Genomic DNA, 14761 nt, shown 5'->3' with positions numbered 1-14761 from the left:
CCGGCGGCCGGTACCGGGGCCCGCTTCTTACTCCGCTCTCACCCGGTGGGCCGCAGCGCCGCCAGCCGCTCCTCGAACGGGGTGACCTCCTCGAAGGAGTCCCGCCGCGACGGCGGACGGGCGGCGGCCGTCCCGGCCGTCAGCGCCACCAGCTCCCCGGCCGCCCGCTCGATACGCCCGTCCAGGCCCTCGGCACCCCAGTCCTCGGAGGCGGCGTAGACACCGGTCGGGACGACGACGGCCTTGAGGTGGGAGAAGAGCGGCCGCAGCGCGTGGTCGAGGACCAGCGAGTGCCGGGCCGTACCGCCGGTCGCCGCGATCAGCACCGGCTTCCCGGCGAGCGCCTCGGGATCACCGGCGCCCAGCGCGTCGAAGAACGACTTGAACAGCCCGCTGTACGACGCCGAGAACACCGGCGTGACCACGATCAGCCCGTCGGCCCCGGCCACCGCCTCGAACGCGGCGGCCAGCGCCCGGCCCGGGAACCCGTTGGTGAAGGTGTGCGCGATCTCCACGGCGAGGTCGCGCACCTCGACCACCTGGACGTCGGCCGGGACCCGCGCGGCGGTCGCGGCGGCCAGCCGGTCACCGAGCAGCCGGGTGGAGGACGGGACGCCCAGCCCCGCCGAGACGACGACGAGCCTCATGCCCGCGCTCCTTCCTTCCCCCGGGCGGCGGCCAGCAGCGAACCGTGGGTGGGCGCGTCCGGCACGTCGGCCGGGCGGTTCTTGGCGAACTCCTTCCGCAGCACCGGCACGACCTCCTCGCCCAGCAGGTCGAGCTGCTCCAGGACGGTCTTCAGCGGCAGACCCGCGTGGTCCATCAGGAAGAGCTGACGCTGGTAGTCACCGGCGTACTCGCGGAACGACAGCGTCTTCTCGATCACCTGCTGCGGGGAGCCCACGGTCAGCGGGGTCTGCTCGGTGAACTCCTCCAGCGACGGCCCGTGCCCGTAGACCGGCGCGACGTCGAAGTACGGCCGGAACTCGCGCACCGCGTCCTGGCTGTTCCTCCGCATGAACACCTGCCCGCCGAGCCCGACGATCGCCTGCTCCGGGGTGCCGTGCCCGTAGTGGGCGTACCGGGCCCGGTACAGCTCGACCATCCGTTTGGTGTGGTCGGCCGGCCAGAAGATGTTGTTGTGGAAGAAGCCGTCGCCGTAGTACGCGGCCTGCTCGGCGATCTCCGGCGAGCGGATCGAGCCGTGCCAGACGAACGGCGCCACGCCGTCCAGCGGGCGGGGCGTGGAGGTGAAGCCCTGCAGCGGGGTGCGGAACTTCCCCTCCCAGTCGACGACGTCCTCACGCCACAGCCGGTGCAGGAGGGCGTAGTTCTCGACCGCGAGGTTGATGCCCTGACGGATGTCCTGCCCGAACCAGGGATAGACCGGGCCGGTGTTCCCGCGCCCCATCATCAAGTCCACCCGGCCGTCGGCCAGGTGCTGGAGCATCGCGAAGTCCTCGGCGATCTTCACCGGGTCGTTGGTGGTGATCAGGGTGGTGGCGGTGGACAGCACCAGCCGCTCGGTGCGGGCCGCGATGTAGCCGAGCATGGTGGTCGGCGAGGACGGCACGAACGGCGGGTTGTGGTGCTCCCCGGTCGCGAAGACGTCCAGGCCCACCTCCTCGGCCTTCAGCGCGATAGCGACCATGGCCTTGATCCGCTCACGCTCGGTCGGCGTACGCCCCGTCGTCGGGTCCGGTGTGACATCCCCGACGCTGAAGATCCCGAACTGCATGGCCGCTCACCCTCCAGGTTGTTTACGGTTCAACTATACCCCTGGAACGACCCCCCGCCCCCACCTATTCCACCCCCGGCCCCACAGCCACGGCACCACCGCCAGCAGCCGCACCGGGCGCCGCCCCTCACCCGACCCCCGCATGCGAGGCTTCCCCCATGCCGATCCTCCGCTCCGCCGCCCTGTTCGTCCTCGCCGCGATCCTGGAGATCGGCGGCGCCTGGCTGGTCTGGCAGGGCGTACGCGAGCACCGCGGCTGGATGTGGGCGGCCGGCGGCGTCCTCGCCCTCGGCGCCTACGGCTTCGTCGCCACCTTCCAGCCCGACGCCCACTTCGGCCGCGTCCTCGCCGCCTACGGCGGCATCTTCGTCGCCGGCTCGCTCCTGTGGGGCGCGGTCGCCGACGGCTACCGCCCCGACCGCTGGGACATCACCGGCGCACTGGTCTGCCTCGCCGGCATGGCCCTGATCATGTGGGCCCCGCGCAACGGCTGACACCTCACCCACCGCCCCCGCTTATGCTGGCCGGGACCGGCCCCGACCGCCCGAGGAGCAGCCCATGGCCACCGCCGCACCGCCCGCCGCGTCCCGTATCGCCGTCGTCACGGGTGCGAGCAGCGGCATCGGCGCCGCCACGGCCCGCCGCCTCGCCGAGGCCGGCTACCGCGTCGTCCTCACCGCCCGCCGCAAGGACCGCATCGAGGCACTCGCCGAGGAGATCACCGCGGCCGGCCACCAGGCCACCGCCTACCCCCTCGACGTCACCGACCGCACCGCCGTCGACGAGTTCGCCACCGCCTTCAAGACCGTCGGCGTCCTCGTCAACAACGCCGGCGGCGCACTCGGCGCCGACCCGGTCGCCACCGGCGACCCCGACCAGTGGCGCACCATGTACGAGACGAACGTCCTCGGCACCCTCAACCTCACCCAGGCCCTGCTCCCCAAGCTGGACGCCAGCGGCGACGGCACGGTCGTCGTCGTCTCCTCCACCGCGGGCCACGCCACCTACGAGGGCGGCGCGGGCTACGTCGCCGCCAAGCACGGCGCCCACGTCCTCGCCGAGACCCTCCGCCTGGAGATCGTCGGCCGCCCGGTCCGCGTCATCGAGATCGCGCCCGGCATGGTCAAGACCGACGAGTTCGCCCTCACCCGCTTCGGCGGCGACACGGAGAAGGCCGCCAAGGTCTACCAGGGCGTCGCCCAGCCCCTCACCGCGGACGACGTCGCCGACACCATCACCTGGGCCGTCACCCGCCCGCCCCACGTCAACATCGACCTGCTGGTGGTCCGCCCCCGCGCCCAGGCCTCCAACACCAAGGTCCACCGGGAGCCCTGATGTCCGACGACGCCGAAAAGCGCCGCCTCGTCCTGGAGAAGAAGCGCGAACGCTACGTCTGGTACTACCTCGGCTACTTCCTCTTCGGCATCCACATCGTGGCCTTCGTCATGATCTACGCGGTGACCCACGCGAAGTAGCGGGCCCCCGGCGGGGCCCGCTCTCCTCGTCACCTCGTCGCGTCAGCCCTTCACGCAGACGACCTGCCTCAGCTTCGCGACGACCTCCACGAGGTCCCGCTGCTGGTCGATGACCTGCTCGATCGGCTTGTAGGCGCCCGGGATCTCGTCCACGACGCCGGAGTCCTTGCGGCACTCCACGCCCCGCGTCTGCTCCTCCAGGTCCTTCGTCGAGAAGCGCCGCTTCGCCGCGTTGCGGCTCATCCGCCGGCCGGCGCCGTGCGATGCCGAGTTGAAGGACTTGGCGTTCCCGAGGCCCTTGACGATGTACGAACCCGTGCCCATGGAGCCCGGGATGATCCCGTACTCGCCGGAACCCGCGCGGATCGCGCCCTTGCGGGTCACGAGCAGGTCCATGCCCTCGTAGCGCTCCTCGGCCACGTAGTTGTGGTGCGCGCTGATCTCCGGCTCGAAGACCGGCTTCGCCTTCCTGAACTCCTTGCGGATCACGTCCTTCAGGAGCGCCATCATGATCGAGCGGTTGTACTTCGCGTACTCCTGCGCCCAGAACAGGTCGTTGCGGTACGCCGCCATCTGCGGGGTGTCCGCGATGAAGACGGCGAGGTCGCGGTCGACCAGATTCTGGTTGTGCGGGAGCTTCTGGGCGATGCCGATGTGGTGCTCGGCGAGCTCCTTGCCGATGTTCCGGGAACCGGAGTGCAGCATCAGCCAGACGGAACCATCCGTATCAGTACATACTTCTACAAAATGATTTCCGCTGCCCAAGGTACCCATCTGCTTCGTGGCGCGTTCCTCGCGGAACTTCACCGCGTCCGCCACCCCGCCGAACCGGCCCCAGAAGTCGTCCCAGCCGGCGGTCGCGAAGGCGTGGAAGCGGGACGGGTCGACCGGGTCGTCGTGCATGCCGCGACCGACCGGAATCGCCTGCTCGATCTTCGACCGCAGCCGCGACAGATCCCCCGGCAGGTCGTTCGCCGTCAGGGACGTCCTCACCGCGGACATGCCGCAGCCGATGTCGACGCCCACCGCCGCGGGACACACCGCGCCCCGCATCGCGATGACCGACCCGACCGTCGCGCCCTTGCCGTAGTGCACGTCCGGCATGACCGCCAGGCCCTTGATCCACGGGAGGGTCGCCACGTTCCGCAGCTGCTGGAGGGCACCCTCCTCCACTGTCGCCGGATCCGTCCACATCCGGATCGGTACCTTCGCACCCGGCAGTTCCACGTACGACATAACGTCCTCGTTCCCCCGAAAGCCAACAGAAGTCATGGATCGCAAAACCGGTGCCAAGGTCGGTGAAAAGGGATGACGGACCGGCGTCCACGGTGTTGCGTGCGATACACATTGTCTGCAGGGGACGCCCCCGTGCGGCAAGCGATTAACCAGCGGGGACACTGGGGAGACCCGGCGGGCACCGGCCCGCACCCACCGTCGAGAGGAGCCCGACCGTGCAGCGGAAGGCGTACGTACCCGGCGTCGCCGCGCTCCTGGCGGCCGTCCTGGCCGGCTGCACCGGCAGCTCGGAGGACGGCGGCCGGTCGGACAGCTCCAACCCGGGAAGCGCCGGTACGGCCACCCAGGCCGCCCAGCCCGGCAAGTACGCCACGCTCCCCGAGCCCTGCGGCGTGGTCGAGGAGGCGACACTCGACCAACTCCTGCCCGGCATCGGGGAGTTGACCGACGAGGCGCAGCGCGAGAAGGCGTACGCGGGTACGGCGACCCTCACGTACGACACGGACCGCAAGGTGGGGTGCCGTTGGAAGGTGGAGTCGGCGGAGGCGACCGACCATCTGCTGGTCGATTTCGAGCGGGCCGTCTCCTACGACAACGCCGTCAGTGACGACAGTCAGGCCGAGGAACTCTTCGCGAAGAAGCGGGAGGCGGCGGATCTTCCGGAGCCGGTGGTGACGGCGACGGAGTCGGGTGCGCCGTCCATCGGCCCTTCCGGGAGCCCGAGTTCGTCTCCTTCGGCCGGGTCGTCCGCCACCTCCTCCTCGCCGTCGGCGGCTCCTTCCGATCTCCAGCCCCGTCTGCTGGAGGATCTGGGTGAGGAGGCGTTCCTCGACGACGAGCTGAACAGCTCCGGTTCGACCGCCCAGCAGCGCACGGTGACTGTGGCGTTCCGCACGTCCAATGTGATCGTGACCGTCGAGTACGCGGAGCAGCCGGTGACCGTCGGGGTCGTCCCGGACAGCAAGGAATTGCAGGACAGGGCACGGAAACTGGCGTCGGAGCTGGCCGATTCGCTGAGCGGTTGAGTGTCGTCCGGGGGCCCTTCGTCCTGTTGCGTGAAGCGTGCGTTGGGCGGCCGTGCGGGTGGCTCACCGCGTACCGTGACCCCTCGGACCCCGTTTTGACCGCAGGGAACACGAGCGTCATGAGTGAAGGAACCATGCAGCGACGAGTACAGCGAGACCCGCGATCACCGCGAGCGAAGCGTTTTGCCCGCGTCCTTGTCTGCGCGGTCGCCGTCCCCCTGGTCGCCGCCGGCTGCTCCTCGGACTCCGGCTCCGACGAGGGCAAGGACAAGGGCGCCTCCGCCTCCGCCTCGCAGTCCGCGAGCCCGTCCCCGACGGTGCGGGCGGCGGCGTACAGGACGCTTCCGGAGCCGTGCGAGGTGTTGTCCGAGAAGACGCTGGACGATCTGGTGCCGAAGGCGAAGAAGGGCAAGGAGGGCTCCTCGGACGACGTCTCCACCCGGGGGAGCTGTTCCTGGAACAGCCTGGACAACAACGGTGTGAAGGGTTCGCAGTTCCGCTGGCTGAACGTGTCGTTGCTGCGCTTCGAGTCGGACACCACCCGTGGTGCGGGTGACGAGCTCGCCCAGGAGTACTACGACAAGCAGGTGCGGGACGCGCAGTCGTCCGAGGGTGCGAAGAGCGTCAAGGCGGAGCCGGTCGACGGTGTCGGTGACGAGACGACCGCGGTGCGTTACGAGCTGAAGAAGAAGGAAGGCACCTTCAAGCAGCAGACGGTCGTGGCGCGTGTGGAGAACGTGGTCGTCACCCTGGACTACAACGGTGCCGGTCTCGCGGGTGACAAGACGCCGGACGCGGATGACCTGATGAAGGACGCGCGGAAGGCGGCCGAGGAGGCGGTGGCCTCGGTGACGAAGGCGAACGGTCCGGGTGCCGCGGCGTCCGGTTCGGCGTCCGCGTCCCCCTCGGAGTCGGCGTCGAAGTCTCCTTCCGCGTCCGCCTCGAAGTCCGCTTCGAAGGCGTCGAGCAAGGGCTGACCCGGTTCTGAACGGGAACCGGCCACCCGTCCTCCGTACACATGTGCCACTCTGTTGCGCGCAACAACACGCATCGGGAGGGGAGTACGGGTGGCCGCGCCACTGCAGCTGACACGGATGCACCGGGTTCTCATCGGCGTGGTCGTCTTCGGTGCCGTGATCATCGCCGGAATCGGCTTCGCGGGTTCGTACGCGGCCGTCCGTGAGCTCGCCCTGAAGAAGGGCTTCGGGGATTTCAGTTACGTCTTCCCGATCGGTATCGACGCCGGTATCTGCGTCCTGCTGGCCCTGGATCTGCTGCTGACGTGGATCCGCATCCCGTTCCCGCTGCTGCGGCAGACGGCGTGGCTGCTGACGGCGGCGACGATCGCGTTCAACGGTGCGGCGGCGTGGCCGGATCCGCTGGGTGTGGGCATGCACGGGGTGATCCCGATCCTGTTCGTGGTCTCGGTGGAGGCGGCCCGGCACGCGGTGGGCCGGATCGCCGACATCACCGCCGACAAGCACATGGAGGGTGTCCGGCTCACGCGCTGGATGCTGTCGCCGGTGCCGACGTTCCTGTTGTGGCGGCGGATGAAGCTGTGGGAGCTGCGTTCCTACGAGCAGGTGATCAAGCTGGAGCAGGAGCGGCTGGTCTATCAGGCCCGTCTGCGTTCCCGTTTCGGCCGTGCCTGGCGCCGTAAGGCCCCGGTCGAGGCCCTGATGCCGTTGCGTCTCGCCAAGTACGGCGTGCCCCTGGCCGAGACGGCTCCGTCGGGGCTGGCGGCGGCGGGTATAGAGCCGGCGCTGATACCCCCGGCGCCCGAGGCGCCGGAGATGACCGTGGGCGGTCGTGCCGACGCGGTCGCGGGCGGTCGTGCCGCCGGGGCGGCACGGGTGGGCGCGGCGGTGTCTCCCGGTGAGCAGCGTCTGGAACTCGAGGGTGACTCCGCCCCCGAGCCGCAGGAGGACACCACGGGCAATCCGTGGCTGCACGCCCGCGACCCGCAGGCCGTCGAGTACCACGGTGGCTACGACCCCACCTACGATCCCGACGAGGAGTACGCCCGCTGGTACGCGGAGCAGCAGCAGGCGGAGCAGTACGAGGACCAGTACCAGGAGGAGCCGCCTCTTCAGGAGCCCTCTCCGGAGGAGACCGGCAGTTTCCCCATTCCGGTGGTTCCCGGTGGCCGCACCCGTGAGCTGGGTGAGGGGGGCGGCACTCCCGTCGCGGATCCGGACGAGGAGGCGTACTACCAGGTGTTCCGTCAGTCGATAGACGGCAGCTATCCGACGCCCCGGGTCCTCGGTGACAACATCCAGGCGACCTACGGCACGACGCTGAACCCGAGTGAGCTGAAGGCCCTGGCCGAGCGTTTCCAGCAGCGTCACACGGCGGAGCTGGAGGAGGACCACATCGCGTGAGGCGCGAGCCGCGGATATGACGACAGGGGGCGCCCGGCCGGTACCGGGCGCCCCCTGTCGTCGTGCGGGTGGAGGTTACTCCCCGAGCAGGGTCCGCACTCGCTCCTGGCCCACCGCGAGCAGCAGGGTGGGCAGGCGCGGGCCGGTGTCCCGTCCGACCAGCAGGTGGTAGAGCAGGGCGAAGAACGACCGCTGGGCGGTCTTGATCTCCGCCGGCAGTTCCTTGGGGGTGGCGTCGGCGGGGAAGCCGGCCTGGACCTTGGGGACGCCGTAGACGAGGTGGGTGAGTCCGTCGAGGGACCAGTTGTCGGCGAGTCCGTCGAGCAGCAGGCGCAGGGACTGCTGTGCCTGGTCGTCGAGGGACTTCAGCAGTTCGGTGTCGGGTTCCGCGCGGACGATGGTGCGCTGGTCGGCGGGGACGTGGGTGTTGATCCACGCCTCGGCCTTGTCGTAGCGGGGGCGGGCCTCGTCCAGGGAGCCGAGCGGGTTCGACGGGTCGAGGTCGCTGAGGATGCGCAGGGCCTGGTCCTCGTGTCCGGCGGTGATGTCGGCCACGGAGGCGAGGGTGCGGTACGGCAGCGGCCGGGGTGTGCGCGGCAGCTCGCCGCTCGCGGTGCGGACCGCGCGGGAGTGTGCGGCGGCGTCGGCGGGCAGGGCGGAGCCGTCGGCGACCTTGGCGTCGAGGCGGTCCCACTCGTCGTAGAGGCGCTGGATCTCCTGGTCGAAGGCGATCTTGAAGGACTGGTTGGGGCGGCGGCGGGCGTAGAGCCAGCGCAGCAGCTGGGGTTCCATGATCTTCAGTGCGTCGGCGGGGGTGGGTACGCCGCCCTTCGAGGAGGACATCTTCGCCATGCCGCTGATGCCGACGAAGGCGTACATCGGTCCGATGGGCTGCTTGCCGTCGAAGATCCCGACGATCTGTCCGCCGACCTGGAAGGAGGAGCCGGGTGAGGAGTGGTCGACGCCGCTGGGTTCGAAGATCACGCCTTCGTAGGCCCAGCGCATGGGCCAGTCGACCTTCCAGACCAGCTTGCCGCGGTTGAACTCGTTGAGCCGGACGGTCTCCGAGAAGCCGCACTCGGTGCAGGCGTAGGTCAGCTCGGTGGAGTCGTCGTCGTAGGCGGTGACCGTGGTGAGGTCCTTCTCGCAGTTGCCGCAGTACGGCTTGTACGGGAAGTAACCGGCGGTGCCGGAGCTGCCGTCGTCCTCGGCGGCGGCGCCGGAGCCCTCGGCGGCCTCCAGTTCGGCCTCGTCGACGGGCTTCTGCTGCTGCTTCTTCGCCGGGGCCTTCTTGGTGCGGTACTGGTCGAGGATCGCGTCGATGTCGGCGCGGTGGCGCATGGCGTGCAGGATCTGCTCGCGGTAGACGCCGGAGGTGTACTGCTCGGTCTGGCTGATGCCGTCGAACTCCACGCCCAGCTCGGCCAGGGATTCGACCATGGCGGCCTTGAAGTGCTCGGCCCAGTTCGGGTACGGCGAGCCCTTGGGGGCGGGGACGGAGGTCAGCGGCTTGCCGATGTGCTCGGCCCACGTCTCGTCGACGCCGGTGATGCCGGCCGGGACCTTGCGGTACCGGTCGTAGTCGTCCCAGGAGATCAGGTGCCGGACCTGGTGGCCGCGGCGGCGGATCTCGTCGGCGACGAGGTGGGGGGTCATGACCTCGCGGAGGTTGCCCAGGTGGATCGGGCCGGAGGGGGACAGTCCGGACGCGACGACGACCGGTTTGCCCGGGGCCCGACGCTCCGACTCCTCGATGACCTCATCCGCGAAACGGGAGACCCAGTCGGTGGTCTCGGTGCTCTGAGCCACGATCGGCACGTCCTTCTTTCTGCTCGGGCAGCCGGTACGGTCGCACGGCTGACCGTTCCATTCTCCCAGTCCGGCCCGTATCCGCGAAAACCGCTTTTCACCGCGTGGGATACTCGGTTTCCGTAGCAGTCCACGAACCCGAGAGAACGGCAGCCACTCCATGGCCTCGGTCACGTCCCTCACCGACTCCGTCCAGCAGCATCTCGCGTCCGCCCTCTCGGCCACCCGGCCCGAGGCGGCCGGCGCGGACCCGCTGCTGCGACGAAGCGACCGGGCGGACTTCCAGGCCAACGGCATCCTCGCGCTGGCGAAGAAGGCGAAGGCGAACCCGCGGGAGCTGGCGGCCGAGGTCGTCGCCCGCATCACCACCGGCGACGACCTGATCAAGGACGTCGAGGTCTCCGGCCCCGGCTTCCTGAACATCACCGTCGCCGACCGGGCGATCACCGCGAACCTCGCGGCGCGGCTCGCGGACGGCGACCGGCTCGGTGTGCCGCTGAAGGCGGACGCGGGCGTCACGGTCGTCGACTACGCCCAGCCGAACGTGGCGAAGGAGATGCACGTCGGCCATCTGCGGTCGGCGGTCATCGGTGACGCCCTGCGCGGCATGCTCGACTTCACCGGCGAGAAGACGATCGGCCGGCACCACATCGGCGACTGGGGCACCCAGTTCGGCATGCTCATCCAGTACCTGTTCGAGCACCCGGGTGAGCTGGCCCCGCCGGAGGAGGTCGACGGCGAGCAGGCCATGTCGAACCTGAACCGGGTGTACAAGGCGTCGCGTGCGCTCTTCGACGCGGACGAGGAGTTCAAGGAGCGGGCCCGTAAGCGGGTCGTCGCCCTGCAGTCCGGCGACAAGGAGACGCTGGAGCTGTGGCAGCAGTTCGTGGACGAGTCGAAGGTCTACTTCTACTCGGTCTTCGAGAAGCTGGACATGGAGATCCGCGACGAGGAGATCGTCGGCGAGTCCGCGTACAACGAGGGCATGCCGGAGACCGCCCGCCTCCTGGAGGAGATGGGTGTCGCGGTGCGCTCCGAGGGCGCGCTGGTGGTGTTCTTCGACGACATCCGCGGCAAGGACGACCAGCCGGTGCCGCTGATCGTGCAGAAGGCGGACGGCGGCTTCGGTTACGCGGCGTCCGACCTGACCGCGATCCGCGACCGGGTCCAGGGCCTGCACGCGACCACGCTGCTGTACGTCGTGGACGTGCGTCAGTCGCTGCACTTCAAGATGGTCTTCGAGACGGCCCGGCGGGCCGGCTGGCTCGGCGACGAGGTCACCGCGCACAACATGGGCTACGGCACGGTGCTCGGCGCGGACGGCAAGCCCTTCAAGACGCGTGAGGGCGAGACCGTACGCCTGGAGGACCTCCTCGACGAGGCGGTGCAGCGGGCGGCGGAGGTGGTCCGGGAGAAGGCGAAGGACCTCACCGAGGACGAGATCCGGGAGCGGGCGGCGCAGGTCGGCATCGGGGCCGTGAAGTACGCGGACCTGTCGACGTCGCCGAGCCGCGACTACAAGTTCGACCTGGACCAGATGGTCTCGCTCAACGGTGACACGTCCGTGTACCTGCAGTACGCGTACGCCCGTATCCAGTCCATCCTCCGCAAGGCCGGCGAGGTCCGCCCGGCCGCCCACCCGGAGCTGGCGCTGCACGAGGCGGAGCGCGCGCTGGGCCTGCACCTGGACGCGTTCGGGGACACCGTCTTCGAGGCGGCGGCGGAGTACGCCCCGCACAAGCTGGCCGCGTACCTGTACCAGCTGGCGTCGCTGTACACGTCGTTCTACGACAAGTGCCCGGTGCTGAAGGCCGGTTCGCCGGAGCAGGTGGCCAACCGTCTGTTCCTGTGCGACCTCACGGCCCGCACGCTGCACCGGGGCATGGCCCTGCTGGGCATCCGGACGCCCGAGCGCCTCTGACGTCGCCGCCGGGGCCCGGCCCCGTCACCGCAGGAGCGTCAGGCCCGCCGGTGCGTCGATGCCGAACTCCTCGGCCAGCACCCGGCGGGCCTCCGTCTCGTCGGACAGCTTCCTCTCGGTGACCGTGCCGTCGTCGGTGCGCGTCACGGTGAGGCGGTCGCCGTCGAGGAGCAGGTGGGCGTCCGGGGTGAGGCGCTGGACGTAGGGGCGCCGGGAGAACGGGGAACGCGGGTTCGTGGCGATGTGCCAGTTGATCATCTCGTAGTCGGACGGCTCGAACGGCTCCAGGGTGAAGGCGTACTGCGCCTGCCAGCCGCCCGCCACGTGCGCCTGGAGCACCCATGTCTCCAGCGGCCCCCGGCGCGGTGCGTGCACCAGCCGGTGCCGGCGTCCGGCGTCGTGGAACTCGGTGTCCGCCGTGAGCGGCACCGGTTCCAGCAGCGAGCCGATGGCGCCGAAGCCGACGTCGGCCAGGTGGGGCCGGGGGTCGCCGGGCAGCTCGGCGAGGAGGGCCATGTGGGTGCGCGGGCGGTCCTCGAAGCGGTCCGCGCCGACGACGACCCGTGCGGTCAGCCGGGTCACCCGGACGCCGAGCGCCTCCAGGGCCGCCGCGAACAGCGTGTTGTGCTCGTAGCAGTAGCCGCCGCGCCGGCGGCCGTGGACCAGCTTGGCCGTCAGGTCGGAGAGGTCGAGGGAGGGGGCACGGCCACCGAGGGCGTCGAGGTTCTCGAAGGGGATGGCCCTCAGGTGGGCGAGCTGCACGCCGCGGAGCGTGGCCGCGTCGGGGTGCCGCCCGCCCTCCCAGCCGATGCGCTCGACGTAGGCGTCGCGGGAGAAGGGTGTCGTCGTCCGTGCGCTGTCAGACATGGCATCACGGTACGTGCGGCGGCGGCATCCCCGCCCTCGTCCGTTGGTCCTACGCCGGGGACCGCCGCAGGTCCCGGGCCGTCCGGTGCGCCGCCGTCCGCAGCCCCTCGCCCAGCCTGCGCAGCCCTTCCGCGATCTCGTCCGGGGTCTGCGTCACGAAGCACAGGCGGAGTGTGGCGCGGTCCGGCGCACCGGCGTGGAAGGGCGCGCCGGGGACGTACGCCACGTCGTGCCGGACCACCTCGGGGAGCAGGGCCGTGGTGTCGTACGGCTCCGGCAGCCGGGCCCAGAGGAACATGCCGCCCTCGGGACGGGTCCAGGTGGAGCCGGCCGGGAGGGCGGCGGGCAGGCCCGCGAGCATCGCGTCCCGGCGGGCGCGGTATGCCCCGGCGACCCGTGCGATGTGGGCGTCGAGGTCGTTGTCGGCGAGGTAGCGGGCGGCGGCGAGCTGGTTGACGGTGGGGGTGTGCAGGTCGGCGGCCTGCTTGGCGACCGTGCAGGCGCGGCGCAGCTCGGCGGGGGCCCGCAGCCAGCCCAGGCGCAGGCCGGGGGCCATGACCTTGGAGAAGGAGCCCAGCAGCACGGTCCGGTCCCGGGCGCCCTCGTAGGAGGCGATCCACGGCACCCGTTCGCCTTCGAAGCGCAGCTCCCCGTACGGGTCGTCCTCGACGATCCACAGCCCGCACCGCCCGGCGACCTCGGCGACGGCGGCGCGGCGGGCGGCCGGCAGGGTGCGGCCGGTGGGGTTGGAGAAGGTGGGGACCGTGTAGAGCAGCTTGGGGTGCTCGCGCACCACCAGTTCCTCCAGTGCCCCGGGATCGATCCCGTCCTCGTCCCCCGGCACGGCCACCACCCGGGCGCCCGCGAGGCCGAAGGCCTGGAGCGCGGCCAGGTAGCAGGGGCGCTCGACGAGGACGGTGTCGCCGGGTTCGAGGAGGGCGGTGGCGAGGAGCGACAGGGCCTGCTGGGAGCCGGTGGTGACGAGGATGTCGTCGGCGTCGGTGGCGAGTCCGCGTGCCGAGGTGCGGGCGGCGAGCGCGGCCCGCAGGGTGGGGTCGCCCTCGGTGGTGGAGTACTGCAGGGCCCGCGCGGGTGTCCCGTCGAACACCGCGCGGTACGCCGCCGCTATGCCGTCGGTGTCGAACAGTTCGGGGGCCGGCAGCCCGCCCGCGAAGTTGATCACTTCGGGGCGGGCGGTGACGGCGAGGATGTCCCGTACGGGCGAACCGCCGGTCGACCGGGCCCTCGCGGCCAGCGGCGGCAGCGGAGCGGTCACGGCGGTGGCGGCGGTGGCGTTCTCGGTCACGGTCATGCACGCACCCTAGGGAAGTACGTGCTGTCTACAAGGGACTTTCCGCGATCCGGACAGCCGGGCCCGTCTCAGCCCTTCGTGGCGACGGCTCCGTAGACGTTGATGTCGGCGTCGGTCACGTCGTTGATGTCCTCGTAGCGGACCCGCTCGATGGGGTCGAGGCCCTCCAGGTAGGAGGGCTCCGGCCGCTCGGGGACGGGTGCGGCGCGGTCGGGGCGCCAGTGGTGCACGGGGACCACGCCCGGGTCCACGACGTCCAGGGAGTTCTCGGTGAAGAACCGCTCCACCTGCGCCCGCGTGCGCAGCACGAACGTGAACCCCCGCTCGGTGTAGGTCCGTTGGACCGCCCGGATGCTCTCGGGGTTGAGGTCCTCGGTGAGGTGGCTGAGCACCACGCGGCTGCCGGAGGGCAGGGCGCCGACGAGTTCGCGCACGATCGGGTACGCCTCCTCGTCCTCGACGAAGTGCAGGACGGCGACCAGGCACAGCGCGACCGGCCGGTCGAAGTCCAGTGTCTTCGCCGCCCGTTCGAGGATGGCGGCCGGGTCCTTCAGGTCCGCGTCGAGGTAGTCCGTACGCCCCTCGGGCCCGCTGGTGAGCAGGGCGCGCGCGTGCGCCAGCACCACCGGGTCGTTGTCGACGTACACGACGCGCGACTCGGGGGCGACGCGCTGGGCGATCTGGTGCACGTTCTCCGCGGTGGGCAGGCCGGTGCCGATGTCGAGGAACTGGCGAATGCCGTCGTCCGCCACCAGCCTGTTCACCGCGCGCCGCAGGAAGTCCCGGTTGTGCCGCACGTCGAGGTACCCGCGCGGGTTCGCCGCCAGTCCCGCGGCCGCCGCCGACAGGTCCGCGGGGTAGTGGTCCTTGCCCCCGAGGAACACGTCGTAGACCCGGGCCGGATGCGCCTTGCCGCTGTCGATCCGCCGCTGGAACTCGGCGGGGTCCTGGCTGAGCGCGTCACCGGACACGGGCTTCTCCCTCACGGTTCGTACGG

Annotated in this window: 14 protein-coding genes; 7 read left to right on the top strand and 7 right to left on the bottom strand. The window is 70.7% G+C overall.

The window, feature by feature from the left end; translation table 11 throughout:
• Positions 1–38: 38 nt before the first annotated feature.
• The gene (locus IH50_RS0133160; protein ID WP_030870887.1) at positions 39–647 is read right to left on the bottom strand and encodes a CE1759 family FMN reductase; all 609 of its coding nucleotides are present in this window, start codon (positions 645–647) and stop codon (positions 39–41) included.
• Positions 644–1738: an LLM class flavin-dependent oxidoreductase gene (locus tag IH50_RS0133155; RefSeq protein WP_030870884.1), complete on the bottom strand. Its 1095-nt coding sequence runs from the start codon at positions 1736–1738 to the stop codon at positions 644–646. The genes IH50_RS0133160 and IH50_RS0133155 overlap by 4 nt, the downstream gene beginning before the upstream one ends.
• A gap of 158 nt (positions 1739–1896) precedes the next feature.
• On the opposite strand from IH50_RS0133155, the gene IH50_RS0133150 reads away from it, so the two are divergent.
• The 3 genes from IH50_RS0133150 (at position 1897) to IH50_RS42195 (ending at position 3213) form a co-directional block, all read left to right on the top strand.
• Positions 1897–2232 (top strand): YnfA family protein, encoded by a 336-nt coding sequence (locus IH50_RS0133150; RefSeq protein WP_030870880.1) that lies wholly within the window; start codon positions 1897–1899, stop codon positions 2230–2232.
• A gap of 64 nt (positions 2233–2296) precedes the next feature.
• On the top strand, positions 2297–3073 hold the full coding sequence (locus IH50_RS0133145) for an SDR family NAD(P)-dependent oxidoreductase (RefSeq protein WP_030870879.1): 777 nt from the start codon (positions 2297–2299) through the stop codon (positions 3071–3073).
• Entirely contained in the window at positions 3073–3213 is a 141-nt protein-coding gene (locus IH50_RS42195; RefSeq protein WP_199822179.1) for a hypothetical protein, read from the top strand. Before IH50_RS0133145 ends, IH50_RS42195 begins: the two co-directional genes overlap by 1 nt.
• 42 nt (positions 3214–3255) lie before the next feature.
• On the opposite strand, the gene IH50_RS0133135 is transcribed toward IH50_RS42195, so the two are convergent.
• Complete coding sequence (locus IH50_RS0133135) at positions 3256–4449, bottom strand: RtcB family protein (protein ID WP_030870876.1); 1194 nt, start codon at positions 4447–4449, stop codon at positions 3256–3258.
• Between the two features lie 215 nt (positions 4450–4664).
• Between IH50_RS0133135 and IH50_RS0133130 the strand changes: the two genes are divergently transcribed.
• The 3 genes from IH50_RS0133130 (at position 4665) to IH50_RS0133120 (ending at position 7855) form a co-directional block, all read left to right on the top strand.
• Complete coding sequence (locus IH50_RS0133130) at positions 4665–5474, top strand: hypothetical protein (protein WP_030870874.1); 810 nt, start codon at positions 4665–4667, stop codon at positions 5472–5474.
• A gap of 119 nt (positions 5475–5593) precedes the next feature.
• Positions 5594–6451 (top strand): DUF3558 family protein, encoded by an 858-nt coding sequence (locus IH50_RS0133125; protein WP_030870871.1) that lies wholly within the window; start codon positions 5594–5596, stop codon positions 6449–6451.
• Between the two features lie 90 nt (positions 6452–6541).
• Entirely contained in the window at positions 6542–7855 is a 1314-nt protein-coding gene (locus tag IH50_RS0133120) for a DUF2637 domain-containing protein (RefSeq protein ID WP_030870868.1), read from the top strand.
• A 75-nt stretch (positions 7856–7930) separates the two neighbouring features.
• Here IH50_RS0133120 and lysS read toward each other — a convergent pair whose 3' ends face one another.
• Positions 7931–9673: a lysine--tRNA ligase gene (lysS, locus tag IH50_RS0133115; protein WP_030870865.1), complete on the bottom strand. Its 1743-nt coding sequence runs from the start codon at positions 9671–9673 to the stop codon at positions 7931–7933.
• Between the two features lie 151 nt (positions 9674–9824).
• On the opposite strand from lysS, the gene argS reads away from it, so the two are divergent.
• Positions 9825–11585: an arginine--tRNA ligase gene (gene argS / locus IH50_RS0133110; RefSeq protein ID WP_030870863.1), complete on the top strand. Its 1761-nt coding sequence runs from the start codon at positions 9825–9827 to the stop codon at positions 11583–11585.
• Between the two features lie 24 nt (positions 11586–11609).
• Here the strand turns inward: argS and IH50_RS0133105 are convergent, their stop codons facing one another.
• The 3 genes from IH50_RS0133105 to IH50_RS0133095 form a co-directional block, all read right to left on the bottom strand.
• Positions 11610–12452 carry an arylamine N-acetyltransferase family protein gene (locus IH50_RS0133105; protein ID WP_030870859.1) on the bottom strand — a complete coding sequence of 281 codons (843 nt, stop codon included), beginning with the start codon at positions 12450–12452 and terminating at the stop codon, positions 11610–11612.
• A 49-nt stretch (positions 12453–12501) separates the two neighbouring features.
• Positions 12502–13764, bottom strand: coding sequence for a PLP-dependent aminotransferase family protein (locus tag IH50_RS0133100; RefSeq protein WP_030870856.1), 1263 nt, complete (start codon positions 13762–13764; stop codon positions 12502–12504).
• 68 nt (positions 13765–13832) lie between these two features.
• Positions 13833–14735, bottom strand: a complete 903-nt coding sequence (locus IH50_RS0133095) for an SAM-dependent methyltransferase (protein WP_030870854.1) — start codon at positions 14733–14735, stop codon at positions 13833–13835.
• Between the last annotated feature and the right edge of the window lie 26 nt (positions 14736–14761).

This window comes from Streptomyces sp. NRRL S-37 (assembly GCF_000721605.1).
Classification (GTDB): Bacteria; Actinomycetota; Actinomycetes; order Streptomycetales; family Streptomycetaceae; genus Streptomyces.
This window is presented reverse-complemented; position numbering and strand designations above follow the sequence as displayed.